The organism is Bacillus sp. SCT118, assembly GCF_058566435.1.
This window is the reverse complement of record NZ_CP191225.1, coordinates 388,103-412,659: the sequence shown is the minus strand read 5'-3', so window position 1 is coordinate 412,659 and position 24,557 is coordinate 388,103. Positions and strand designations below refer to the sequence as shown.

The window sequence follows — 24,557 nt, the reverse complement described above, 5'->3', positions numbered from 1 at the left end:
AATATGCTACCCTTAACAGCGTTAATTTAAATAATTTTACAAGAGTGATCCGACTGAGAGATGTTTTCCGTTAATCCGCGAGCATTCTGGAGATGACCAGTCTTTGAATTTCTTGAGTGCCTTCATAGATTTGCGTGATTTTTGCATCACGCATATAGCGTTCTACCGGATAATCTTTTGTATAGCCGTAGCCGCCGAAAATCTGCACGGCTTCGGTCGTCACCTTCATCGCCGTATCCCCAGCCATCAGTTTGGACATGGCGGAAGCTTTTCCATATGGAAGGCCCGATGATTCTAACCACGCAGCCTGATAGGTCAATAGCCTTGAAGCTTCTATCATTGTCGCCATATCCGCGAGTTTAAAAGCGATGCCCTGCTGCTCGCCGATCGATTTTCCGAATTGCTTTCGCTCTTTTGCATATTGAAGCGCCGCATCAAGCGCTCCTTGGGCGATGCCCACGGCTTGTGCGGCTATGCCGTTTCTTCCTCCGTCAAGCGTCTTCATCGCGATTTTGAAGCCTTCTCCTTCTTCTCCGAGACGCTTTGATGCGGGCACTACACAATCTTCGAACATGATTTCCGTTGTCGGTGAAGAACGGATGCCCAGCTTCTTTTCTTTCTTGCCTGTAAAAAATCCTTCAAAATCCTTTTCTACTATAAAAGCGGTAATGCCTTTTTTCTTTTTCTCGGGATCGGTGACGGCAAAAACAATGTAAATATCAGCAACGCCGCCGTTTGTGATAAACACTTTGGAACCATTTAACACATAGTCATCGCCGATTCGTTCAGCAGTTGTTTTCATGCTGCCGGCGTCAGAGCCAGACCCTGCTTCAGTCAAAGCGAATGCGCCGATTTTCTCTCCGAGGGCCAGCTGTGTTAAGTACTCTGTCTTCTGCTCCTCCGTCCCAAAGGCAAACAGCGGCCAGCTGCAAAGAGAGATATGGGCGGAAAGCGTCACACCGGTGGAGGCGCACACTTTTGACAGCTCCTCCACCGCGATGACGTAGGCTAAATAGTCACTTCCAATTCCGCCGTAATCTTCAGGCCACGGAATTCCCGTCAGCCCCAGATTTGCCATTTCCCGAAACAGCTCGCGATCGAAGCGTTCTTGTTCGTCTCGTTCTGCCGCTGTCGGGGCCACCTCATGCTTCGAAAAATCGCGCACCAATTTTCGTATCATCTCATGTTCTTCTGATAATGAAAAATTCATTGCTTCTCCCCCATTTTCAGATCAGCGCCTAAAACGGATTGAGCCAGAAGCTCGACGACGTCGTACGTTTTGACTTGGTCTTCGGCTTCCTTCGCCTTTGTGCCGTCCCCAAGCATTGTGAGACAGTACGGACAGCCGGAACTGATCACCGATGGGTTGACTGCGAGCGCTTGCTCTGTCCTGGCGACGTTAATCCTGTTGCCTGTTTCTTCCTCCATCCACATTAATCCCCCGCCAGCTCCGCAGCACATGCCGGTTTCCCGGTTTCTCTCCATTTCAACAAGCTGCACGCCCGGAATGGCTTTCAAAATCTCTCTCGGCGGATCATAGACTTCATTGTACCGGCCCAAATAGCACGAATCATGAAAGGTAATCGTCTCATGAAGCGGGTGCTGCGGATTTAATTTTCCGTTTTTCACAAGCTCGGCCAGCACTTCTGTATGATGATAAACCTCGCCTTCAAATCCGAAATCCGGATATTCGTTTTTAAATAAATTGTATGCATGGGGATCGATCGTAACGATTTTTTTGACATCATTTTTTTCAAATTCAGAAATATTCTTCTCAGCCAGCTCTTGGAACAAAAATTCATTTCCGAGGCGGCGCGGCGTGTCTCCTGAATTTTTTTCTTTATTGCCTAGGATCGCGAAGGACACGCCCGCGTGATTGAGCAGCTTGGCAAAGGAAATTGCGATTTTCTGGCTTCTGTTGTCGTAAGACCCCATGGAGCCTACCCAGAAAAGGTACTCAAATTCTTTTCCTTCTTTTTTCATTTCTTTTACAGTCGGAATCTCAGCATCCGGCGCCTCGTCACGCCAATTTTCACGTTCCTTGCGGTTGAGTCCCCACGGATTCCCCTGCCGCTCAATACTTGTCATTGCGCGCTGGGCGTCACTGTCCATTTTTCCTTCTGTCAGTACGAGGTAGCGGCGGAGATCGATGATTTTATCCACGTGCTCATTCATGACCGGGCATTGATCCTCACAGTTCCGGCAAGTGGTGCATGCCCAAATTTCTTCCTCTGTGATGACGTCGCCGATCAAGCTTGGATTGTAATCAAGCGCCGCTGCGGCTTCCTGCGATCCGCTGCCCGCTGACGCCGCAGCCAGCTGATTGCCTCTCGTATGCCGAAATGCTGCTGCGGGCACCCATGGGGAGCGCGAGGTGACGGCAGCGCCTTTTTCCGTGAGATGGTCTCTGAGACGCAAAATCAAATCCATCGGAGAAAGCATTTTTCCGGTGCCTGTTGCAGGACACATATTTGTACAGCGGCCGCACTCGACACACGCGTACAGATCAAGCAGCTGAGACTGCCTGAAATCCTCAATTTTTCCCGCTCCGTAGCTTTCTTTCGTTTCGTCGGTAAAATCAATTTTTTCAAGTTTTCCGGCAGATTCCATTCGATTGAAAAAGACGTTTGCCGGGCCGGCGATTAAATGGGCATGCTTCGACTGAGGCACGTACACTAAAAAGCTAAGCAAGAACAGAAGATGGATCCACCAAGCGATATAGAAAATCACCGCCGCGCCTGTTTTCCCGACACCGCTAAGCATAAACGCAATACCTGAGGCGATTGGCTCGCTCCAAGAAAGCCCATGCTCATGCCAAATCAGATTCATCCCGTTCCCAAGCAGAACGGTCAGCATTAATCCTCCGATAAAAATGAGAACGAGTCCGGCTTTGAAACCGCGTTTCAGCCTCACGAGCTTTTCGATATAACGTCTGTAGAATGCCCACCCAACAGCAATTAAAATGAGAAACGTAACAATTTCCTGAAAAAAGGTGAAGGCGGGATAGACCGGGCCAAGCGGCAGATTCCGGCCGGGAGCCAGTCCTTTGATGATAAAGTCAATTGCTCCGAACTGAACCAATATAAATCCGTAGAAAAACATGACGTGAATGATTCCGCTTTTCTTGTCCTTGAGCAGTTTTTTCTGTCCGAATACATTCACCCATATGGCGTGAAGCCGTTCCTTGAACCGTTGATCAAATTGTTCTTTCTGGCCGAGCTTGATGTAGGCCAGTCTCGTTTTGACCAAGTATACAAACAAATAGACAGCGTAAGCGGTTACAATCAGAAATAATAATGCATTTGCGATGAGAAAGCCGCTCATTCCAATTCCCCCTTTTTACTGATAAAGACCGCGATCCCCTACCCCCGAATCTGTATAAGATTATCTTTATGATAAATAATGAATGAGTGTTCAGTCAATAATTAAATTCCTGCTGTTCGGGCACACTACCTTTACTACGGAAAGGAGTGCCGGTATGAAGGTATTTATCGTGATTATGATCATTGTCGTTATTTTCTTTGCCTTGATTCTGCTTGATATCTTCATGGGCCGTGCCGGATACAGAAAAAAGGCGTACGAGCCTGTTTTTTCAAAAAAGAAGAGTGACATCGAATTGATCCACTGCGGCGCTGATCTCGTTGAGCGGATGATGAATGATATTCGTCAGGCCGCCTCTTCTGTTCACATGATGTTTTTTATTATGAAAAATGATGAGGTCAGCCACAATATGTATACCTTGCTGAAAACAAAAGCCCAAGCTGGCGTCTCCGTTTATTTGCTTCTGGATTGGGCGGGCTGCCGGGCAATTAAAAAAACGGCGCTGCAGACGATGAAAAATGCCGGCGTCCATGTCCATGTGATGAATCGTCCCCGTTTTCCTTTTTTCTTTTTTCACATGCAAAAACGGAATCACCGGAAGATTACTGTGATAGACGGAAAAATCGGTTATATCGGCGGGTTTAACATCGCCGAAGAATATCTTGGAAAGAAGGCGAAGTTCGGCAATTGGGAGGATTATCATCTGCGCATGATGGGAGAAGGCGTACATGATCTTCAAACGCTTTTTGCTTCTGATCTAAAACGAAATACCGGAATCGAACTGGGTTCGGATGTTTGGCCAAAGCTTCAGCAAGGGACTATTTCTCACAAGATATATGCGACCGACGGTTATTCCCTTGAAAACAAATACTTGGTCAATATTGCCCAAGCGAAGAATCGCCTTACGGTTTGCACGCCTTATTACATTCCATCAAAGCCGCTTCAAGAGGCCCTCATTAACGCAAGAAAAAACGGCGTATCCGTGAGAATCATTGTACCGATGAAATCAGACCATCCGCTGGTACGAGAAGCAGCTTTTACGTATTATTCGGAGCTCTTGGATGCCGGCTGTCTTATTTATCGTTATTATCAAGGGTTTTATCATGTAAAAGCCCTCATCATAGACGACCATCTTAGCATTATCGGAACAGCCAACTTCGATAAACGAAGCCTGTTTTTAAATGAAGAGGTGAATGTCGAAATTGATGACGAAGCGTTTACAAGTGAAGTCTATGCCACGATTGAGGAGGATATGAAAAAGTCGGAGCGGCTGACCATGGAGGATTTCAGCAAGCGCACATTCAGGCAGCGCCCGGCGGAATGGCTCGGCAGGGCATTATCTTATTTCTTATAAAGGAGAGTTCCTATGATTTTCAGATTCGGGTTCGTTTCAAATGCGATGAGCCTTTGGGATGCGTCTCCCGCTAAAACATTGACATTCGCGCGTTATTCAAAGCTTTCAAAGACTGAAAGAAAAGAAGCGCTTCTGACTGTGACAAAAGCCAATTTGCGCAATACGATGAGAACCCTTCACTATATCATCGGCCACGGCATTCCTTTGTACCGTTTTTCCAGTTCGATTGTGCCGCTGGCTACGCATCCCGACGTGATGTGGGATTTTGTAACACCGTTTCAAAAAGAGTTTCGGGAGATTGGAGAGCTTGTTAAAACACATCAACTGCGAACAAGCTTTCATCCAAATCAATTCACTCTGTTTACGAGCCCGAAGGAATCCGTCACAAAAAATGCGGTAACCGATATGGCGTATCACTACCGCATGCTTGAGGCCATGGGCATTGCTGATCGCTCCGTTATCAACATTCATATTGGCGGCGCTTACGGAAATAAAGACACCGCCACTGCACAATTTCATCAAAATATAAAACAGCTGCCGCAGGAGATCAAAGAGCGGATGACACTTGAAAATGATGATAAAACATATACAACGGAAGAAACGCTTCAGGTCTGTGAGCAGGAGGATGTTCCGTTTGTCTTTGACTTTCATCATTTTTATGCCAATCCAGACGATCACGCCGACCTGAATGAAGCACTGCCCCGCATGATCAAAACGTGGGAGCGGATCGGCCTTCAGCCAAAGGTTCACTTGTCTTCCCCAAAATCGGAGCAAGCGATACGCAGCCATGCCGATTATGTTGATGCTAACTTTTTGCTGCCGCTGTTGGAACGCTTTAGGCAATGGGGAACTAATATTGATTTCATGATTGAAGCAAAGCAGAAAGACAAGGCGCTTCTCCGCTTGATGGATGAATTAAGCTCCATCCGCGGTGTCAAACGCCTCGGGGGCGGTGCGCTGCAATGGAAATCATAAATGTGCAAAAATAGGTTTACTACTTGTCCGCTTTGGGAACTTAGGCTATATAAGACAACAATCGATGGAGGAGAAAGATCATGAAAAATATCAAGTCTCTGAAAGTAGCCGCACAGGCCTTTACTTTAAGAAATTTGATTCATCTTTATAAAATGTGCCATTCCGGAAGCCACGAGGTTTATATTTATTCAAAGAAAACGATGTGCAAAATCAAAAGCTTAATTGAGCTTGAAACATTCCGCATGGCTCATAATGAAAAGGAATATCTGATCGTAGTTGAAGGAACAAAAGCATCACAGCTCATTGAAAAATTCCAAAATCTCATCGAGCCTGCTGAGAGAGAAGCGCTCTAACTTACATACAAAAAGGATAGACATCTGTCTATCCTTTTTCTTATGCTCTTACATAATGGAGCTGAACCGCTTGTCCAAATTGTTTTGTCCCTTTTAACCGCAGTTTTGTTTCATTTGTTAGTTCGTGAAACAGCGGGATGCCGCTTCCTAAAACGACGGGAATAACAGTGATGATGAATTCATCAATGGCATCTTCTTTCATAAAGGCATTCATCAGCTCTGCCCCGCCAGCTATCCAGATGTTTGAGCCTTTTTCCTGTTTCAAACGGGCAGTGAAGGCTCTGGCTCCCTCATTGATAAACGTCACATGTTCATCTTGATAACTGTCGGGCGATCCTGTAAAAACATAGCAGGTTTTATCCTGATACGGGAAAACCGGTGTTAGCACTTTAACGTGCTCATATGTGCTCCGCCCTAAAATGACTGTATCAACAGTCTGATAAAAATCACTGTAGCCGTTGTCACCTTCACCTTCAAATTCATCCAGCCAATCGATGCTTCCATCTTCTTTTGCGATCATCCCGTCCAATGAAACAGCAATGTACAGCACAGTTTTTCTTTCCATGTTCTCCTCCTATCGATGCACCATTTGCCCGAATTGCGCTTGATGCAGCCTGCTGTATAGGCCTCCGGCTTCGATCAGGTCTTGATGACGGCCTTGTTCTTCAATACCGTTGTTTGTGACGACTACAATTCTGTCCGCGTCTTTGATCGTCGCCAGCCTGTGGGCGATGACAAGCGTCGTGCGCCCCTCAGACAACTCTTGAAGCGCCTTTTGGATCGCCGCTTCCGTTTCTGTATCAAGGGCTGAGGTGGCTTCGTCGAGAATCAAGATCGACGGATTTTTCAAGAACATCCTTGCAATTGACAGACGCTGTTTTTGCCCGCCGGAAAGCTTCACGCCGCGTTCGCCAATCATAGTATCCAACCCATCGGGCATGTTATGGACGAGCTCTTCCAGATGCGCCTGCTTCACAGCTTGCCAAATGTCTTCTTCTGATGCGCCTAATCGGCCGTAGGCGATATTTTCTCTAAGCGTGCCCGAGAATAAGAAAACGTCCTGCTGCACGACGCCAATCTGCCCGCGCAACGAAGAAAGCGTCATGTCTTTTATACTGGTGCCGTCAATCGTAATGTCGCCCTCCGATGCTTCATAAAAACGCGGCAGCAGACTGCAAAGCGTTGATTTCCCCGCACCTGACGGACCAACGAACGCCACCGTTTCCCCCGCTTGAATGGATAGGTTGATGTCATTGAGGACATTGTGATGTCCATCATAGCCAAACGAAACATGTTCATAGCGGATATTGCCCTTCAGGCCGGAAACATCTCTCGCATCAGGTGAATCCTGAATGTCCGGCTCTGTCTCCATGAGCTCCATATAGCTTTTGAAACCCGCGATCCCCCTCGGATACATTTCGATAATGGCATTAATTTTGTCAATAGGCCTGAACAGCACATTCGTCAGGAGCACAAACGCCACAAATTCCCCGTACGATAAGGAGCCGCGAATGACAAACCACGTCCCGCACAAAAGGACAAACAGCGTGACAAACCGGGTCAGCATATAGCTGATTGACCCGTTTTTCGCCATGATTTTGTAGGAAGAAAGCTTTGTGACACGAAAACGCTGGTTGTTGACGGCGAAGCGTTCTTTTTCAAACGCTTCATTTCCGAACGCCTGCACAAGCCGGATACCGCCGATGTTATTTTCTACACGCGCGCTGAAGTCTCCGATATCCTTGTTCAGCGTGGTAAACGCTTTGGTCATTTTTTTGTTGAAATAAAGCGCTAGCCAAATGACGATCGGCATAATGATAAACGTTAATAAAGCAAGCTGCCAGTTAATAAACAGCATCACTCCGAACGCCCCGAGAATGGTCATGACTGCAATAAATAAGTCTTCCGGACCATGATGGGCGACTTCACCGATATACATTAAATCGTTCGTGAGCTTCGACATCAGCGTTCCCGTCTTGTTGTTGTCGTAAAATTTGAACGAGAGCTTTTGCAAATGGTCAAAAAGCGACTTTCTCATATCAGTCTCAATATTGATACCAAGCATGTGTCCCCAGTAGGTCACGATATACTGAAGAGCCGAGCTAAGCGCATACACCGCAAATAAGCCGATTGAGGTCGCGATGATCAGCCCCCAGTCCCTGCCCGGCAGCAAGGTATCAATAAAATAATTGACGATCAAAGGAAAACTCAGCTCCATTAAACCTCCCGCGATCGCTGAGAAAAAGTCGAGAAAGAACAACGTTTTATATGGTTTATAATATGAAAAAAATTGCCGCAGCACCCTATCTTCCCCCAATGTATAAATAACTGATAATATTTCTCAATTATACTATACACGGGCTGTTTTGAAAGATCAGATTTCTTTTTTCTTACAGAACACCTGAAAACAGGCGGGCAAATGACTCTTTTGTCCGGTCAGCCACGCCTCTTTTATAAAAGCCGACAGGGCTGAGCTTTTCACTTTCCTGCATATCCTCTTCAAAATGGGTCTCAAGGGTTCGGATCGCTTCGGCATCCGTGAAGAACACATTCACTTCAAAGTTGAGCTGAAAGCTGCGCATGTCCATATTCGCGGTGCCGACGGAGGCGAGATCACCATCAATGATCATGACTTTTTGATGCATGAAGCCTTTTTGGTAGGAGTACACTTCAATGCCCTCAAGAAGCAGCTCCGGGAAATAGGACCTCGACGCGTATTGGGTCAAAAAGCTGTCGTTCTTCTCCGGCACCATAACCCTTACCTCTACCCCCTTTGTCGCCGCTGCTTTTAGCGCCGTGCGAATGGATTCATTGGGGACAAAATAGGGCGTGGCGATCCATATTGATTTCTGCGCTGAAGAAATCATTTCATAATAAAGGTCGCTCATGCTTTCCTTCATGTCAGGGCCTGTCGCGACAATTTGATAAATGCCTCCTCCTTCCACGGGAACCGGGGTATTGTACTCCTCTTGATCAATTAGCACTTCATTGGAGACGTATTCCCAATCCAGCATAAAGATAGCGTGGAGCGTTTGCACAATTTCCCCCTCAAGCCTCAGGTGTGTATCTCTCCAAAATCCGATGTACGGATCTCTGCTGATATATTCCTTCCCGACATTTAATCCACCCACAAAACCGGTTTTCCCATCGATGATCACGATTTTCCGGTGATTTCTGAAATTCAGCTTCTGGTTGAAAAACCCGTATTTCAGCGGAGAAAACGGTACGATGTCCACCCCCGCTTGTTTCATTCTCATAATATCTCTTCTTGCCAGCTTAATGCTTCCTGCCGCATCGTATAAAAACCTCACCTCGACACCCTGGCGCGCTTTCTCCATCATAATGTCCATCATGCCGCGTCCGAGCATGTCTGATTTAAACATGTAGTATTCAATATGTATGTAAGATTCCGCTTTTCTCATTGCTTTGAAAATGTCCGGGAAGGTTTCTTCGCCGTTTTTCAGCACTTTGATGTTGCTTTTCGTATTGATATTCATATGGGCAGCCCTGATGGAATATGTAAAGAACCTCTCTTGGTTGTCCTTAAGCCCTGTCACTTCGGGCGTTTCCTCCTTGTCAAACAGCTTCCTGAGCTTTTCCCTGTTGTACATTCGTTTTGTCTTAAATAGCTTTCCCTTTACATAAAGCTGTCCCGAAAACAGATAAAACACGTAGCCGACGATTGGAAAAAAGACAAGAATATGGATCCATAGCAGCGTGTGCTGCGAGGTGCGGTTTTCAAGAATTAATGAATAGATGCTGAACAAAATAATGCTTATATAGCAAAGCAATCCTCCGTAAAACTCAAGCCTGGAAACCGGAAAAAACCAAATGACATATGCCCCGATGAGCATCATATATAAAAAGAAAAATTCCAGTCTCCTTTTCAGCATCCTGATTCTCTCCAATCTGATTCAATTACCTCTGTATTACCTCTTTTTTCTAATCGATAAACCTTGTAAGTAAAAAACCTCTCCGCCAAGGAGGAGAAGTTTAGAGAAAACTAACTGTCACGGAATTCATCCGCATCGTTTCTGCAGAAATAAAGCAAGACTATTGGCAACGCCGAGTGACAACATGAGCGGCAGGCCGAACCCGCTCAGCACTCCGGCAAGCGCCGAAAAAGAGGCGGCGCTGTGACTGCAAATACGGTGGATAGAGTGAATTTGATACCCATTCTGATGAGAGAAAATATATAAAACGGGATATTGATCAGAAAGAAAGGAATGAAACAAGTTAGTCAGGCTGAGTCATAATCTGGCTGTTCCCCGGTTTAAAATGAGTAAAATCCGTTTCATTCTTGATGTTATTTCCAAATACAAACACAACAGGATTCCCGGCCGCCCAGCCATTACCTTGGCAGAAGATATCTTATGTTTTCATCAAGATAAAAAAATCCCCCTCTTGCAAGGGGGATTTTCACGAGCGTTTTCGATATACAACGTAGCTGCGGGTCAGATACTTGAGCGGCAGACTGAACACATGAACCAATCTCGTAAACGGCCACAGGATAAAAACGACGTATCCTATCACAATATGAAACTTAAACCATAGCGGGACACTCTCCATCAACGAGGGGTCAGGCCGGAACAAAGCGATTTCCCTGAACCAGGGCCCGACTGTGGTCCGGTAATCAAATCCTTTCGAATCAATGTTGAGAAACGTGGCCGCAACGCCTGACAGCATCATGAACAGCAGCAGGAGGAGCGTAAGGATATCGGATGGCGAGCTCGTTTTGCGGATCCTTTTGTCAAACAGCCTTCTGTACGTCAGGATGACAAGTCCGGTACATGCCGCAATGCCCGCCGGCAAGCCAGCGCCAATCGCCATTTTGTGATACATATGCTCTGAAATGCCAAGGGAAGCATACACGCCTTCCGGGATCAGAATCCCCATGACATGCCCGCCGACAACGCACAGCAGTCCCCAGTGAAAAAGTGTGCTGCCCGCCGCAAGTTTTTTCTTTTCTAACATCTCGCTTGATTTCGCCGTCCAGCCAAATTGGTCATGCTGGTAGCGGTAAATATGGCCGCCGATAAAGATTGTCAATACAATGTATGGCATCACGCCCCAGAGGATCTGCCCGCTCATGCCTGAACAGCCCCTTCAACGCTTTCACGTACGCCGATGTTTTCAAGCGCGGCCAGCAGCACGTGCAGCAGTTCAGCGTATATACTGTCATTTTTTTCGAGACGGGATGCCAGCTCCCTCACATTGGACAGATATTTCTCAAACACGCTTCTCGCTGCTTCAATTTCTGCAGCCGCAGCAAATTCTAGCATCAGCGGCAGATAATCAGGCAGCTCTTTCTCTGTCGGCAGGAAACCGGATTGCTCGTATGTGTTTTTTAAATGCAGCAATTCAACGCCGCGTTCCCTTTGCTCGCCCGAGTTAAAGTAGGTGACATACATATTTGTTTTTTTCCCAAAGTCGAATGTATAGACATAGTGTTCAATCAGCGCTTCCGGTGAAAAGCTAGCTGACGCCTCGAAAAAGTGCAGCAGCTTCTCCCGGATTTGCCGGTTGCTGATTTCATGGATAAGAGCCTTCCAATCGGGAATCTCAGCTCTCCACTCTTCATCCGGATAAGAGAGAAGAGAGGAAAGAGCGGAGAACGTCATTTGCCGGTCTGTGGTGTTCATCTTGTTACACCTCATTTATCAAAAGTTAGAAACAGGAGCCGGGGCCGCCTGAAAATGATAAGCCGCAGCTCCCTTGTTCAGCATATAAATCTGAAACTTCTTCTCGATGACTGCTCGGTATCACAAAGCGGTCATCATATTTGGCAATCGCAAGCAGCCGATACATATCTTCAATTTGCTGTTCTGTTAAGCCGACACTGGAGATCAGTTCCGGGTCGATTGATTTATTCGTCTGGATCGCTCTCATATACTGGCGCATGACAGACATTTTCTTTAACGTTGACCGAATATGATCCGTATCACCGGCTGTTAACAGCTGCGCCAAATAATCTAACGGGATTCTCATTTGGTCGATAGCCGGAAAAATATCTTCTGCGGATTGCCGGCTGCCTTTTCCTTCAAAGAGATTCATAATCGGACTGAGCGGCGGAATGTACCACACCATTGGCAGCGTGCGGTACTCAGGATGAAGCGGCAGCGCAATCTTCCAGTCAATGATCATTTTATAGATCGGCGATTGCTGCGCAGCCTCTATCCATTCAGCCGGAATGCCTTGTTCTTTTGCCAGTTTGGCAACCTCAGGATCATTTGGATCAAGAAAAACGTCCAATTGGGAATGGTAAAGATCCTTTTCATTTTCAACAGATGCCGCTTCCTCCACTTTGTCCGCGTCATACAGCATGACGCCGAGGTAGCGGATTCTGCCAACACACGTCTCAGAGCAGATGGTCGGCAGTCCCGCCTCCAAACGCGGAAAGCAGAGTGTGCATTTTTCCGCTTTGTTTGTTTGCCAGTTAAAATAGACTTTTTTATAAGGACAGGATGAGACGCAATATCTCCATGAACGGCATGCGTTCTGATCCACAAGCACAATGCCGTCCTCCTCGCGTTTGTACATGGCGCCGGATGGACAGGATGAGACGCACGCCGGGTTGATGCAGTGCTCGCAAATACGGGGCAAATACATCATAAAGACCTCATCGAATTCTGTTTTGATCGATTCCTCCATCTTTTGTACGTTGGGATCTTCAAGTCCCGTTATGTGGCCGCCCGCGAGATCATCCTCCCAGTTCGGTCCCCATTCGATATTCATGAAATCCCCCGTCAAGGACGATTTCGGGCGTGCTACTGGCTGGTGTTTTTTCTGCGGGCTGTTCGTTAATGTTTCATAATCATAGTTCCAGGGCTCATAGTAATCATCAATCGACGGCTGATTCGGATTATAGAAAAGGCCTGCAAGCCGGTTGGTTTTCGAGCCCGATTTCAGCTCGAGCTTTCCTTTTTTCAATGTCCAGCCGCCTTTATATTTGTCCTGGTCCTCCCATTGCTTCGGGTAGCCGATGCCCGGCTTTGTTTCTACATTATTGAAGTACATATATTCCGCACCGGAACGGTTTGTCCACGTGTTTTTGCAGGTGACGCTGCACGTGTGGCAGCCGATGCATTTATCCAAGTTCATGACCATACCGATTTGCGCTTTAATCTTCAAGCCAATCGACCTCCTTCAGCTTGCGGATGACGACGTTCAGGTCGCGCTGATTCCCCGTTGGACCGTAATAATTAAAGCCGTAGCTGAGCTGGGCGTAGCCCCCGATCATCTGTGTCGGCTTGACGTGTATCCTTGTCGGGCTGTTATGGGTGCCTCCGCGGTTATTCGTCAGCTTTGTGCCGGGCACGTTGATGTGGCGGTCTTGGGCATGGTGCATAAACGCCATTCCTTTAGGAATCCGATGAGACAAAACGGCTCTCGCGACGACAACACCGTTTCGGTTAAAGCATTCAATCCAATCGTTGTCTTTGATATCCGTGTCCTCTGCATCATCTTTATTCATCCACACGGTCGGCCCGCCGCGGAACAGCGTCAGCATCGGCAGAGAATCAAAATACATGCTGTGGACAGACCATTTATTATGCGGCGTCAAATAATTGAGGACGATTTCTTTTCCCTCTTGATCAGGCCGCTTGCTCAGAAACGGGCGATGCTGGAGGATCGGTTTGAATGTCGCCATCGTTTCACCGAATTCCATCATCAGTTCATGATCGACATAATAGGATTGTCTGCCTGTCAGCGTCCGCCACGGAATTAATTTTTCAACATTCGTTGTAAACGGCGAATACCTGCGCCCTCCTTTTTCAGATCCGGAAAACGCTGGAGACGTGATCACCGTTTTCGGCTGGGCTGTAATTTGTTCGAACGTAAAGCATTCTTCCTCGCGTTCTTCCGCCAGGTCTTTCAGCTTCAGGTTCGTGATGTTTTCAAGTGATTCCCATGCTTTTACTGCGACCTTTCCATTCGAAGTGGATGATAGGGTTAAAATCGCTTCTGCTGCCTGCTTTGCTTCACTTATATTTGGACAACCCTTTGCGACACTGTCCGAGGTGATTTCTCCCAATCTCTGTTTGAGTGATTCATATTCATCGGCTATTGACCAGCTCATCCCTTTTGTTCCGCTCGGCTTTAAAGCAACGTTCGGACCAAGTGCAGTCATTTTATGAAAAATGTGTTTGTAATCCCGTTCAACGACTTGGATGTTCGGCATCGTTTTTCCCGGAATGGCTTCACATTCGCCTTTGCTCCAGTCATTGATTTTGCCGAATGGCTGGGCCAATTCCTGCATGGTGTCATGGAGGAGCGGCGTCGCAACCACTTCTTTCACCGGCTCCATATCGACTTCTTCTGCCAGATCGGAAACGGCTTTTGACAGCGCCTTGAAAATATCCCAGTCTGACTTCGATTCCCACGGAGCCGAGATCGCAGGAGCAAATGGATGAATGAACGGATGCATATCTGTGCTGCTGAGATCGTGTTTTTCATACCATGTCGCCGCCGGCAGCACGATATCGGAATACAGCGCCGTACCGGCCATTCGGAAGTCAAGATTGATTAACAAGTCGAGCTTTCCTTCCGGCGCCTGCTCCCGCCATTTGATTTCTTCAGGGCGGATGCTGTCGCTATCGTCATTCATTAAACCGTTCGTCGTCCCCAGCAAATGCTTGAGAAAATATTCATGCCCTTTTCCTGAGCTTGAGATCAGATTTGCCCGCCATACGAAGAGATTTCTTGGGAAATTCACTTCATTATCAGGATCTTCAATCGCGAATTTCAGTTTTTTCTCTTGGAGCTGTGAGGCCACGTACGCACCTACGTCTTCGGGTGTTGCTGCCCCTGCTTTTTCAGCTTCTTTATACAGATCGATGCCATTTTGATTGAAAGTCGGGTAAGACGGAAGCCATCCCAGCCGCGCGGCCAGCACATTGTAATCAGCGTGGTGCTTGTAGCGGGATGACGCAGCAATCGGTGATGCCAAATCACTGATCGGCTGGTCCTCATAACGCCACTGATCTGTCGCAAAGTAGAAAAATGAGGTGCCGTTTTGCAGCTTGGGCACGCCCTCCCAGTCCTTTGCAGTTGCAATCGTCTGCCACCCTTCAGCAGGTCGGAGCTTTTCCTGCCCCACGTAATGGGCCCAGCCTCCGCCGTTTACGCCTTGGGCGCCTACAAGTAAAACAAGATTTAACACCGCTCGGTAGATCGTGTCGGAGTTGAACCAGTGGTTAATGCCGGCCCCTACGATAATCATGGACCGGCCGTCTGTATCGATCGCATTTTGGGCAAACTCTCTGGCAATCTTAACGACAGCTTCTTTTTTGATTCCTGTCATTTGTTCCTGCCAAGCAGGCGTAAACGGCTCAGGATCATCATAGGAGACAGCCGATCGTTTACCGATGCCCCGGTTCACGCCGTAGTTAGCCAGTATCAAGTCAAACACGGTCGTGATGTACGTTTCTTCGCCGTTCAGGTTCATTTTTTTAATAGGAAGATCCCGCTCGAGCACTTTGTTTCCGTCATTTGAAAAATACGGGATGCGCACCGTGCCGATTTCGTCCTCTATTCCCAGCACAGAGAGACGGGGTTCAATCGGTTCCCCGGTTTCTTCATCAATCATGTGCAGGTTCCATTTCTGCTGCCCGTCCCAGCGCGATCCCATTGTCCCTTGGGGTATGGCAAATGAACTTGTTTGTTCATCCCAAACCGCAGGCTTCCACTGATCATGCTTTGTCTGCCGCCCGATGTCCTTCGCATGCAGAAACCGTCCCGCTGTGTATACGCCATTTTCTTTTGACAGGGTGACGAGAAATGGAAAATCAGTGTATTGCTTCGCGTACTCAATAAAACGTTCAGTTTCTTGGTTCACGTAAAATTCCTGCAGAATGACATGACCCATCGCCATCGCAAGCGCCCCGTCAGTCCCTTGGCGAATACTCAGCCAGTCATCCGCGAACTTTGAGGATTCCGCAAAATCCGGACTGATCGAAATGACCTTAGCGCCTTTATAGCGGGCCTCCGCCAAAAAATGCGCGTCAGGCGTTCTCGTTAACGGAACGTTGGAGCCCCATGTGATGATATAGCCGGAATTGTACCAATCACTGCTTTCCGGAACGTCCGTCTGGTCACCCCAAATTTGCGGGGATGCCGGAGGAAGATCCGCATACCAGTCATAAAAACTGAGCATAGGGCCTCCGATTAACGACATAAACCGAGAGCCTGATGCATGGCTGATCATGGACATGGCCGGAATCGGAGAAAAACCGACGTTTCGGTCAGGCCCGTATTTCATCACTGTATACAGCAGAGAGGCTGAAATCAGCTTCAGCACCTCCGGCCATTCAGCGCGCACAAAACCGCCTTTCCCTCTCGCCTGTTTATAGGACTTCGCTTTTTCAGGGTTTTCGACGATCGATTTCCAGGCTTCCAATGGATTTTGATGTTCTTGCAGTGCTTCCCGCCACAAATTGATCAGCACACCGCGCACGTATGGATATTTCACACGGAGCGGGCTGTAGATATACCATGAAAAACTGGCCCCCCGCGGACAGCCTCTCGGTTCGAAATCAGGCATATCCGGGCCTGTTGAAGGATAATTCAAGTTTTGTCCTTCCCACGTGACAATTCCATTTTTCACATAAATATTCCAGCTGCAGGAACCCGTGCAGTTGACGCCGTGGGTGGAGCGAACGACTTTGTCGTACTGCCATCTGTTTCTGTATACATTCTCCCAATCGCGATCTTCGCGGGTGGTTTGGCTATGTTTATTTGAATGGTGTTCGATAGGAGAGAAATAATTCAATCTCCTAAACAACGGACTCATTTTCTTTTTCTTCATGAGAGTTCACTCCTTCCGAGTCAGGTGATGCTAAGTTCACTATAAACAGGGACAGCGTGTTTCCTTGTGAACTATGTCACACACTCTGCTTTTTTCACAAAACGTTCACACAAAGGAGAAGGAAGGATTTTCACAGGATGTGAGGAAGGCTGCGTTCAGGAGGACACTTGGGTCATTAGCCGCCTTTCATTCAAAGATCAAAAAAACCGGCTCTATTTAAGAACCGGGCTCAGCGTTTTCATCCTGTGATGTATGCAGATACCGCAAAAATAATTGATAGGAACAAAAAACATTTTGCTGAAGCATAGCCAAAAAGTTCATTTGCAGCTGCGGATGATAAGACATCATTTTCTTAAATATGTAATATGGGATGTTGAGAATCAGAATGTCTGAAGTGGCATTGACTGAGATAAAGGGCGATAAATAAAGCCCGCCTTTTTCATCAATCGGAAACACATCGCCTTTTTCCCACAGCGCAACGGTTTTCGATCCTTCAGGGAGCCTCGTGTCCATGAAACGGACACTGCCTTTTAATACAATATAAACAGATTGAGAATGAAGAAAAGATGGAGACTGATCACATGAGCCGCGGATAAACGTGCCGTTTTTCAGCAAGGTTTCGACAATGGATAGAGGCACTTCATTAAACATAGGAAGTTGTTTCAGAAATAATAAATAGTCACACTGATTCATAGGAAAACCTCCTGTGCTAAGGATAGCTTTAGTGTAGCTCGATCGAGCCTGTACAGCAGTGATGTATTTCACAGCCTGTATGATGAATGTCACTTATCAGGAGGGTGACTGCATTTATAATGAAAGAAAAAAGGAGGATTTCGATGAAGGCGCTGATTCCGAAGCAGCACGGCGCGTGGGCGATGCTGCTGCTTCCATTTTTACTCGGCATGGTCAAGGGAGGCCCCGTTATTTGGCATATTCCGCTCTTCCTTGGTTGGCTTTTCCTATACTTAGCGGTTTATCCCGTTACGCTTGCCTTAAAAAAGAAACAAAGCAAACCATATCAAAAGTGGATGTGTTATTACGGTTTTCCCGCCTGCTGCTTTTTGATGATCTCGGTCTTTCATAAGCCGCCTCTCATCTGGGTGGGCGTTTCTTTACTGCCGCTGTTTTTCATACATATGTATTTTGCCCGCCGAAAAAACGAACGGGCCCTATTGAATGATGTTGCAGGTGTCTTGTTCTTTTGTTCGGGCGGGTTTGCGAGCTGCTGGCTGGGGATGGGAACCCTCGACGGCTGGGCTTGGTTTATTTTCTTGCAGTCTGCTTTATTTTTTATCGGGAGTTCCTTTTATGTGAAATCGGTGATTCGTGAAAGAAAAAACAGGGCATTTGCATACTGGTCATGGGGATATCACCTGCTGCTCCCCTTTTTATCCGCTCTTTTCGGAGCAGGATGGGCGTTTCTCGCTTTTATCCCGAGCAGCTTGCGGGCATGGTTTTTTCATGGAAGGGATTGGCCCGTAAAAACGATTGGCATTCTGGAAATCGTGAATGCCTGCTTCTTTCTTGCCGTCATGTGCCTGTTTATCACAAGGTGAAAAAAACAAGGACACCGCTGTCCTTGTTTTTTTCAGTCAATATTGCAAATCTCCAGCGGGCAATTTTCACACTCAATCTCACATCGTAAATAGTCCCGCTTGTGCAAAATAATTTTTCCGGATTCGTCTATCGAAATAACCCCTTTTTTACGGAGATCTCCGAGCATACGATTGACGCTTTCCCGTGCAGCCGCGCAAAACTTTGCCAAATCCTGATTTGTCAGGACAATGTTAATCAGAATGCCGTCGCTTCGCTCCACTCCGTAGCTGTTTGATAAACGGATAAGGGTGGAATAGAGCGCCCCCTTTTTGCCATGAAGAAGCAGATCCCTGATTTTGGACTGAATCTTCCGGAGGTGCGTGCTCATCCATTTCATGAACTCAAATGTCAAAGCGCCGTTTTGGATTAATTCTTTTTCCAGCTTATTTTTATTAATGACGAGCACCTCGCCATCCTCTAGCACTTTTGCACTGAGCATATACCTCGGTTCTTCAGTGAAAAGTGTTAATTCTCCGACGATATCATGCTTTTGGCAGATTCTAAGCGTCAGGTCTTTTCCGTCAGATGTCAGCTTGCCGATTTCAATAAGTCCTGATTGAATCAGATAAAGCTCTTCTGCATCCATTCCTTCTCGAAACAAATACGTGTGTTTTTCCATTTTTCTTTTCGTGCTGATCGATTCCAGCAATTCATGCAGATCGCTGGATATAAGATCACTATCAGATGGTCGAACAGAGAGAAAATTCATGAGCTCACCTCGAAGAAAGTCACGTTGTGTGTTTATTGTAACGTGAATTGATTTGTACCCATCGAGAAAAAACTAACAATCTTGTGAATGCCCCAGTGTTAGTTGATGCTCTGGCTGTTTCTCTCCGTGTGTGTTTTCATTCTTTCCTGCCAATACATCCATATGACAAGGACAAAGCTGGCTAATGCCACCTCTGAAAGCGCCATAAACCCGATCGCGTACTGGCCTGTTGCCTGAAATACACTCGCCAATATGAGCGGAGGAAAAAAGCCGCCTAATCCGCCCATGGCAGACACAATCCCATTGGCAATCCCCGCTTGCTTCGAAAAATAGAAAGGCACCAGTTTAAAAACAGTCCCGTTTCCTATGCCTGAGCAGACAGCCACGGTTAATGATCCAAACGTATAAAGGCCAATTGTCGGCGAGAACGATAGGATAATGCCTGATAATGTAAGCCCGGCAAAAACAAACATCAAGATGCGGAGCGGGCTCATTTTATCAGCCAGGAATCCGCCCGCAGGCCTGAGCAGCGTAGAAACCGCAATAAAGCCAGCCGTCCGCAAGCCGGCATCTGCAGGATTCAGCCCAAAATGCTCCACCAGAAAGTTCGGCAGATAGATAGTGAAGGCGACAAAAGCGCCAAACGTAATAAAATAAAACAGGCTCAGAAACCATAGCACATGATTTCGGTAAACGGCTTTGATTTGAGTCTTAACAGAAACTTTGACCTTCTTCTCATGCCTGTCGCCAAACAAAACGTGCAGTAAGGCAAAGACAGCCAGCAAAACCAGATACAGCTGCACGGTTGATTTCCACCCGACGGCTTGAGCGATAACCGGCGCTGCAAATGTCGTAACGGCTGTCCCGATATTTCCTGCACCGTAAATCCCATTGACGACACCGTGCTTTTCTTTCGGATAATATTTCGGGAGGGAGGTCACTCCAATGGAAAACACCGCTCCCCCGATCCCTAAGAAAAAGCCGCCCGCGATTAAATCAAACAGAGAATCCGCGATACTGATCCAAAATACAGGAAATAAAAGCAGGATGAAGCTGATCATAAACATCAGCCGCGCGCCAAACCTGTTCGTTAAATACCCTAAAGGAATGCGGAGAAGCGACCCGAGGATCACAGGAATCGCCGTCACCAAAGAAATCTCACCCTTGCTTAAATGAATATCTAATGTGATTTGGGAAATGAGTGATGAAATCAGCACCCAAACCATAAACCCTGCCACCAAGCTTAATGACTGTAACGATAATTGAATGTGTTGACGGTTGATCATTTGGCTTGCCCCTTTCAATGATTCAATAATCAGTCTTATCATACAAAAACCCGGCAACCAGGATTGTGAATTACATCACACGTTTTTCTCATAAAAAAGGACAAAGCCCGAAGACTTTGTCCTTTTGATCGTGATTACATTTTTTCCGGAGCCGATACGCCGATCAGCTGAAGCGCATTGTTCAGCGTAATTTGCGTTGCCTTCATTAAAGCCAGGCGCGCGCGGCTTTTCTCTTCATTTTCAGGGTCGATGACTTTCTCTGCGTTGTAGAAGCTGTGCAGAGCAGAAGCCAGATCATAAATATAGTTTGTGACACGGTGCGGAATTCGTTTTTCCGCTGCTTCCGCCACTGCCTCTGGGAAGCCGCCGATCGTTTTCAGCAGATCGTATTCTTTTTCTGATTGAATATGGCTGAAATCAAGATCTGCCGCCGGTTTAAGTCCCTGCTCTTCCCCTTGGCGAAGCATGCTGCAAATACGGGCATGCGCGTATTGTGCATAATACACAGGGTTTTCGTTAGATGTTGATACAGCAAGATCTAAGTCAAAATCCATATGGGTGTCCGCACTTCGCATCGCGAAGAAGTAACGCACGGCATCCAAGCCGACTTCTTCAATCAGGTCGCGCATCGTTACCGCTTTACCCGTCCGTTTGCTCATTTTCATTTTCTCGCCGTTTTTGTAAAGGTGAACGAGCTGAATGATTTCTACTTCAAGCGTTCCTTTTTCATAGCCCAGCGCTTCAATTGCCGCTTTCATACGCGGGATGTAGCCGTGGTGATCGGCGCCCCAAACGTTGATCAGCTTATCAAAGCCGCGGTCAAGCTTGTCCTTATGATACGCGATATCAGGAAGCAGGTACGTGTACGTGCCGTCCTTCTTGATCAATACGCGGTCTTTATCATCGCCGAACGTCGTGGAACGGAACCAAGTCGCGCCGTCTTCTTCATAGACATGGCCTTTTTCGCGGAGCGCTTCAAGCGCCTTGTCGATTTTTCCATTTTGGTACAGTGAAGTTTCTGAATACCACACATCAAACGGCACACGGAAGTTTTCCAAGTCCTTGCGAAGCTTTTCCAGCTCGTATTTCAGGCCGTATTCACGGAAAAACGCGAGGCGTTCACTTTCCTCTTCGTTAACGAAACGATCACCGTATTCCTCAGCGAGACGCTTTCCGATCGCAATGATATCCTCGCCGCGGTAGCCATCCTCCGGCATCGGTTTTTCCAATCCGAGTGCTTCAAAGTAACGGACTTCAACAGAAAGCGCCAGATTGTTGATTTGGTTTCCCGCATCGTTAATGTAGTATTCGCGGCTTACATCGTAACCCGCTTTTGAAAGCACGTTGCACAAGGAATCGCCGACAGCCGCCCCGCGCGCATGCCCGAGGTGAAGGTCTCCCGTCGGATTCGCTGATACGAATTCTACCTGAACTCGTTCACCGTTTCCGATGTTCGTTTCCCCGTATGCTTCCCCCGCTTCCAGTACAGACGGAATCAGCTTTGTTAAATATTGATTGTTCATATAGAAATTGATAAAACCCGGGCCGGCGATATCCAGTTTTTCAATCGAAGCCTTTCCTTTATCAAAATGAGCGACAATCTCTTCAGCGATTTGACGCGGCGCTTTTTTTGCCACTCTTGCCAGCTGCATCGCCATATTCGTTGAGTAGTCGCCGTGTGTTTTATCTTTCGGTGTTTCTAAAACAACATTAGGAATCTGGCTTTCTTCAGCCAGTCCCGCTTTCAGAACGGACGCTTTGATTTCTTCTTTCAGCACGTCCTTCATTTGTTCCGCAATGTTCATGCGTGAGTTCCTCCCTCATACGTGATCGTCATATTATGTAAATGCTCCTGCTCGTCTCCGACATGCATGTCATATGCGATGCTGATACGGCCTTTTTCTTCATCGAGATCAGATTGAATCGATTTTGTGCTTGTTTTCAGCTCAAGCTCACCAAATGACATTTTATATTTAGCAATTGTGGAGGCTCCCGTTACGAAACGCTGATTCATTTTGACAGCGCCTGACCTCATGACCAGGACTTCGCCTTCGCTTACTTTCACAATCGTTTTGACTTTGCCTAAGTCGTGTTCTTCATAATAAGATAGATACACTTTATTTTGTTTTACATAGTAAAATCCGGTGGTGCGGAATTCGATGACTTCTTGGTTTCCGTCATCCTCGATCACAGACTTCACATGGAGTGTTATCGGTGTCTCTTGCTTCATTCTGACACGTCCTTTTCATCATTCCACTTTGACTTGAATAGTATAATCATTCGGTTTGTAAACTTCAACTGCTTCTATCTTACCATCATTGCTCATCAGATTTGAAGATAAACCTCATAAAAAGCATTTCCTTATATAGAAGAGAAAATCATATCACTAATTACCTTTAGGAAATGTTACATTTTTCCGAAATCTATCATTTCCTTTTCACATTTTTTTCAAATTATATGTATTGAATTAGTAATTTGATAGTTTTAAGATAAAAGTACAACATAGATCTGCTAGAAAAACAAAAAAAGGGAGGATTCAATTATGAAAAAAGCTGTCATTGTAGAAAACAAAGGTTGTGCAACATGCTCGATCGGAGCCGCTTGTCTAGTGGACGGTCCTATCCCTGATTTTGAAATTGCCGGTGCAACAGGTCTATTCGGTCTATGGGGGTAAGGATCTCCCAAAAGGGCATAGTCATTCTACTATGCCCTTTTTAAGTAAATTACAATTTTTAACTAAAATCTACCTCTTGGATATACATACACAACCGTTTTTCATTTGAATCATATGTATAGGGGATGGTATTTTGTTTATAGAGCAGATGTTTCCATTTATTAATGAAAGTGTAAGAGTTCACCAGCTTCCTGAGGGCGGCGTGTTAGAAATCGACTACTTGCGCGATAATGTCTCCATTTCTGACTTTGAGTATTTGGATCTCAACAAAACGGCTTACGAGCTCTGCATGCGCATGGATGGCCAAAAAACAGCTGAGCAGATTTTAGCTGAGCAATGTGCAGTGTATGATGAATCACCGGAAGACCATAAAGATTGGTATTACGACATGCTCAACATGCTCCAGAACAAGCAGGTTATTCAGCTTGGAAACCGGGCAAGCCGCCATACAATCACCACGAGCGGAAGCAATGAATTTCCGATGCCCCTGCACGCCACCTTTGAACTGACGCACCGCTGTAATTTGAAATGCGCCCACTGTTATTTGGAAAGCTCACCTGAAGCGCTCGGCACCGTGTCGATTGAGCAATTCAAAAAAACGGCTGATATGCTGTTTGATAACGGTGTATTGACATGCGAAATCACGGGCGGGGAAATTTTTGTCCATCCAAATGCCAATGAGATTCTTGACTATGTGTGTAAAAAGTTCAAAAAAGTCGCTGTCTTAACAAACGGAACACTCATGCGAAAAGAGAGCCTGGAGCTTTTGAAGACTTACAAGCAAAAAATCATCGTCGGCATTTCTCTTGATAGTGTCAATTCCGAGGTCCATGACTCCTTTAGAGGGAGAAAAGGCTCTTTTGCCCAAACTTGTAAAACGATAAAATTGTTGAGTGACCACGGTATATTTGTCAGAGTCGCCATGTCTGTCTTCGAAAAAAACATGTGGGAAATCCACGATATGGCCCAAAAGGTTCGGGATCTCGGGGCGAAGGCGTTTTCTTACAATTGGGTTGACGATTTCGGAAGAGGCAGGGATATTGTCCATCCAACGAAAGACGCCGAGCAGCACCGCAAGTTTATGGAATACGAGCAAAATGTGATTGATGAGTTTAAAGACCTGATTCCGATTATTCCCTATGAGAGAAAACGCGCGGCAAATTGCGGCGCTGGCTGGAAGTCCATTGTGATCAGCCCGTTCGGCGAAGTACGTCCTTGCGCCCTCTTTCCAAAGGAATTTTCATTGGGAAATATTTTTCAAGATTCCTATGAAAGCATCTTTAACTCCCCTCTCGTCCATAAACTGTGGCAAGCGCAAGCGCCGCGGTTCAGCGAACATTGCATGAAAGACAAATGCCCGTTCAGCGGCTATTGCGGAGGCTGTTACTTAAAAGGGCTGAACTCTAACAAATATCACCGAAAAAACATTTGCTCTTGGGCGAAAAATGAACAATTAGAAGACGTGGTCCAGCTTATTTAGGA

Annotated in this window: 21 protein-coding genes and 1 pseudogene; 7 read left to right on the top strand and 15 right to left on the bottom strand. The window is 46.6% G+C overall.

What is annotated here, in order from left to right; genetic code table 11:
• Positions 1-70: 70 nt before the first annotated feature.
• Both acdA and ACQVGT_RS02055 read right to left on the bottom strand, forming a co-directional pair.
• Entirely contained in the window at positions 71-1,210 is a 1,140-nt protein-coding gene (gene acdA, locus ACQVGT_RS02060) for an acyl-CoA dehydrogenase AcdA (protein ID WP_015384909.1), read from the bottom strand.
• Positions 1,207-3,324, bottom strand: a complete 2,118-nt coding sequence (locus ACQVGT_RS02055) for a heterodisulfide reductase-related iron-sulfur binding cluster (protein ID WP_015384910.1) — start codon at positions 3,322-3,324, stop codon at positions 1,207-1,209. Before ACQVGT_RS02055 ends, acdA begins: the two co-directional genes overlap by 4 nt.
• A gap of 154 nt (positions 3,325-3,478) precedes the next feature.
• On the opposite strand from ACQVGT_RS02055, the gene cls (ACQVGT_RS02050) reads away from it, so the two are divergent.
• The 3 genes from cls (ACQVGT_RS02050) (at position 3,479) to ACQVGT_RS02040 (ending at position 6,003) form a co-directional block, all read left to right on the top strand.
• Complete coding sequence (gene cls, locus ACQVGT_RS02050) at positions 3,479-4,675, top strand: cardiolipin synthase (RefSeq protein WP_046340277.1); 1,197 nt, start codon at positions 3,479-3,481, stop codon at positions 4,673-4,675.
• A 12-nt stretch (positions 4,676-4,687) separates the two neighbouring features.
• Positions 4,688-5,650, top strand: a complete 963-nt coding sequence (gene uvsE, locus ACQVGT_RS02045; RefSeq protein ID WP_015384912.1) for a UV DNA damage repair endonuclease UvsE — start codon at positions 4,688-4,690, stop codon at positions 5,648-5,650.
• 80 nt (positions 5,651-5,730) lie between these two features.
• The gene (locus tag ACQVGT_RS02040) at positions 5,731-6,003 is read left to right on the top strand and encodes a hypothetical protein (protein WP_003227597.1); all 273 of its coding nucleotides are present in this window, start codon (positions 5,731-5,733) and stop codon (positions 6,001-6,003) included.
• A 40-nt stretch (positions 6,004-6,043) separates the two neighbouring features.
• Here ACQVGT_RS02040 and ACQVGT_RS02035 read toward each other — a convergent pair whose 3' ends face one another.
• The 9 genes and pseudogenes from ACQVGT_RS02035 to arfM form a co-directional block, all read right to left on the bottom strand.
• Entirely contained in the window at positions 6,044-6,568 is a 525-nt protein-coding gene (locus ACQVGT_RS02035) for a dihydrofolate reductase family protein (RefSeq protein WP_015384913.1), read from the bottom strand.
• A 9-nt stretch (positions 6,569-6,577) separates the two neighbouring features.
• Complete coding sequence (locus ACQVGT_RS02030) at positions 6,578-8,305, bottom strand: ABC transporter ATP-binding protein (protein ID WP_015384914.1); 1,728 nt, start codon at positions 8,303-8,305, stop codon at positions 6,578-6,580.
• An 88-nt stretch (positions 8,306-8,393) separates the two neighbouring features.
• Positions 8,394-9,896, bottom strand: coding sequence for a cardiolipin synthase (cls, locus tag ACQVGT_RS02025; RefSeq protein WP_015384915.1), 1,503 nt, complete (start codon positions 9,894-9,896; stop codon positions 8,394-8,396).
• A gap of 129 nt (positions 9,897-10,025) precedes the next feature.
• Positions 10,026-10,231 (bottom strand): annotated as a pseudogene (locus ACQVGT_RS02020) (YitT family protein); the annotation flags it as partial.
• A 191-nt stretch (positions 10,232-10,422) separates the two neighbouring features.
• Positions 10,423-11,094, bottom strand: a complete 672-nt coding sequence (gene narI / locus ACQVGT_RS02015; protein WP_015384917.1) for a respiratory nitrate reductase subunit gamma — start codon at positions 11,092-11,094, stop codon at positions 10,423-10,425.
• On the bottom strand, positions 11,091-11,645 hold the full coding sequence (narJ, locus tag ACQVGT_RS02010; RefSeq protein WP_015384918.1) for a nitrate reductase molybdenum cofactor assembly chaperone: 555 nt from the start codon (positions 11,643-11,645) through the stop codon (positions 11,091-11,093). Before narJ ends, narI begins: the two co-directional genes overlap by 4 nt.
• A gap of 25 nt (positions 11,646-11,670) precedes the next feature.
• Positions 11,671-13,134, bottom strand: coding sequence for a nitrate reductase subunit beta (gene narH, locus ACQVGT_RS02005; protein WP_015483829.1), 1,464 nt, complete (start codon positions 13,132-13,134; stop codon positions 11,671-11,673).
• On the bottom strand, positions 13,124-16,810 hold the full coding sequence (locus ACQVGT_RS02000; protein ID WP_015384920.1) for a nitrate reductase subunit alpha: 3,687 nt from the start codon (positions 16,808-16,810) through the stop codon (positions 13,124-13,126). The genes narH and ACQVGT_RS02000 overlap by 11 nt, the downstream gene beginning before the upstream one ends.
• 216 nt (positions 16,811-17,026) lie before the next feature.
• On the bottom strand, positions 17,027-17,503 hold the full coding sequence (arfM, locus tag ACQVGT_RS01995; RefSeq protein WP_003243032.1) for a Crp/Fnr family transcriptional regulator ArfM: 477 nt from the start codon (positions 17,501-17,503) through the stop codon (positions 17,027-17,029).
• Between the two features lie 143 nt (positions 17,504-17,646).
• Between arfM and ACQVGT_RS01990 the strand changes: the two genes are divergently transcribed.
• Positions 17,647-18,366 carry a YwiC-like family protein gene (locus tag ACQVGT_RS01990; protein WP_015483830.1) on the top strand — a complete coding sequence of 240 codons (720 nt, stop codon included), beginning with the start codon at positions 17,647-17,649 and terminating at the stop codon, positions 18,364-18,366.
• Between the two features lie 32 nt (positions 18,367-18,398).
• Here the strand turns inward: ACQVGT_RS01990 and fnr are convergent, their stop codons facing one another.
• The 4 genes from fnr to ACQVGT_RS01970 form a co-directional block, all read right to left on the bottom strand.
• Positions 18,399-19,115 carry a fumarate/nitrate reduction transcriptional regulator Fnr gene (gene fnr, locus ACQVGT_RS01985; RefSeq protein WP_003227573.1) on the bottom strand — a complete coding sequence of 239 codons (717 nt, stop codon included), beginning with the start codon at positions 19,113-19,115 and terminating at the stop codon, positions 18,399-18,401.
• Between the two features lie 98 nt (positions 19,116-19,213).
• Positions 19,214-20,401 carry a nitrate transporter NarK gene (narK, locus tag ACQVGT_RS01980; RefSeq protein ID WP_041518101.1) on the bottom strand — a complete coding sequence of 396 codons (1,188 nt, stop codon included), beginning with the start codon at positions 20,399-20,401 and terminating at the stop codon, positions 19,214-19,216.
• A gap of 134 nt (positions 20,402-20,535) precedes the next feature.
• Positions 20,536-22,206, bottom strand: coding sequence for an arginine--tRNA ligase (gene argS / locus ACQVGT_RS01975; protein WP_015384925.1), 1,671 nt, complete (start codon positions 22,204-22,206; stop codon positions 20,536-20,538).
• Positions 22,203-22,631: a YwiB family protein gene (locus tag ACQVGT_RS01970; RefSeq protein ID WP_003243604.1), complete on the bottom strand. Its 429-nt coding sequence runs from the start codon at positions 22,629-22,631 to the stop codon at positions 22,203-22,205. The genes argS and ACQVGT_RS01970 overlap by 4 nt, the downstream gene beginning before the upstream one ends.
• Before the next feature lie 312 nt (positions 22,632-22,943).
• Between ACQVGT_RS01970 and sboA the strand changes: the two genes are divergently transcribed.
• From sboA to albA, 3 genes are read left to right on the top strand one after another with little or no spacing between them, the layout of a single operon-like run.
• A complete protein-coding gene (gene sboA, locus ACQVGT_RS01965) occupies positions 22,944-23,075 on the top strand; it encodes a subtilosin A (RefSeq protein WP_003222002.1) in 132 nt (43 codons plus the stop codon).
• Positions 23,032-23,184, top strand: a complete 153-nt coding sequence (gene sboX / locus ACQVGT_RS01960; RefSeq protein ID WP_010886632.1) for a bacteriocin-like protein SboX — start codon at positions 23,032-23,034, stop codon at positions 23,182-23,184. Before sboA ends, sboX begins: the two co-directional genes overlap by 44 nt.
• 24 nt (positions 23,185-23,208) lie before the next feature.
• Positions 23,209-24,555, top strand: a complete 1,347-nt coding sequence (gene albA, locus ACQVGT_RS01955; RefSeq protein WP_015483832.1) for a subtilosin maturase AlbA — start codon at positions 23,209-23,211, stop codon at positions 24,553-24,555.
• The last annotated feature ends 2 nt before the right edge of the window (positions 24,556-24,557 follow it).

Bases quoted from the DNA above. Each gene is read 5' to 3' on its own strand.
- acdA (WP_015384909.1), bottom strand. From the start codon at position 1,210: ATGAATTTTTCATTATCAGAAGAACATGAGATGATACGAAAATTGGTG.
- ACQVGT_RS02055 (WP_015384910.1), bottom strand. From the start codon at position 3,324: ATGAGCGGCTTTCTCATCGCAAATGCATTATTATTTCTGATTGTAACC.
- cls (WP_046340277.1), top strand. From the start codon at position 3,479: ATGAAGGTATTTATCGTGATTATGATCATTGTCGTTATTTTCTTTGCC.
- uvsE (WP_015384912.1), top strand. From the start codon at position 4,688: ATGATTTTCAGATTCGGGTTCGTTTCAAATGCGATGAGCCTTTGGGAT.
- ACQVGT_RS02040 (WP_003227597.1), top strand. From the start codon at position 5,731: ATGAAAAATATCAAGTCTCTGAAAGTAGCCGCACAGGCCTTTACTTTA.
- ACQVGT_RS02035 (WP_015384913.1), bottom strand. From the start codon at position 6,568: ATGGAAAGAAAAACTGTGCTGTACATTGCTGTTTCATTGGACGGGATG.
- cls (WP_015384915.1), bottom strand. From the start codon at position 9,896: ATGCTGAAAAGGAGACTGGAATTTTTCTTTTTATATATGATGCTCATC.
- narI (WP_015384917.1), bottom strand. From the start codon at position 11,094: ATGAGCGGGCAGATCCTCTGGGGCGTGATGCCATACATTGTATTGACA.
- narJ (WP_015384918.1), bottom strand. From the start codon at position 11,645: ATGAACACCACAGACCGGCAAATGACGTTCTCCGCTCTTTCCTCTCTT.
- ACQVGT_RS02000 (WP_015384920.1), bottom strand. From the start codon at position 16,810: ATGAAGAAAAAGAAAATGAGTCCGTTGTTTAGGAGATTGAATTATTTC.
- arfM (WP_003243032.1), bottom strand. From the start codon at position 17,503: ATGAATCAGTGTGACTATTTATTATTTCTGAAACAACTTCCTATGTTT.
- ACQVGT_RS01990 (WP_015483830.1), top strand. From the start codon at position 17,647: ATGAAGGCGCTGATTCCGAAGCAGCACGGCGCGTGGGCGATGCTGCTG.
- fnr (WP_003227573.1), bottom strand. From the start codon at position 19,115: ATGAATTTTCTCTCTGTTCGACCATCTGATAGTGATCTTATATCCAGC.
- narK (WP_041518101.1), bottom strand. From the start codon at position 20,401: ATGATCAACCGTCAACACATTCAATTATCGTTACAGTCATTAAGCTTG.
- argS (WP_015384925.1), bottom strand. From the start codon at position 22,206: ATGAACATTGCGGAACAAATGAAGGACGTGCTGAAAGAAGAAATCAAA.
- ACQVGT_RS01970 (WP_003243604.1), bottom strand. From the start codon at position 22,631: ATGAAGCAAGAGACACCGATAACACTCCATGTGAAGTCTGTGATCGAG.
- sboA (WP_003222002.1), top strand. From the start codon at position 22,944: ATGAAAAAAGCTGTCATTGTAGAAAACAAAGGTTGTGCAACATGCTCG.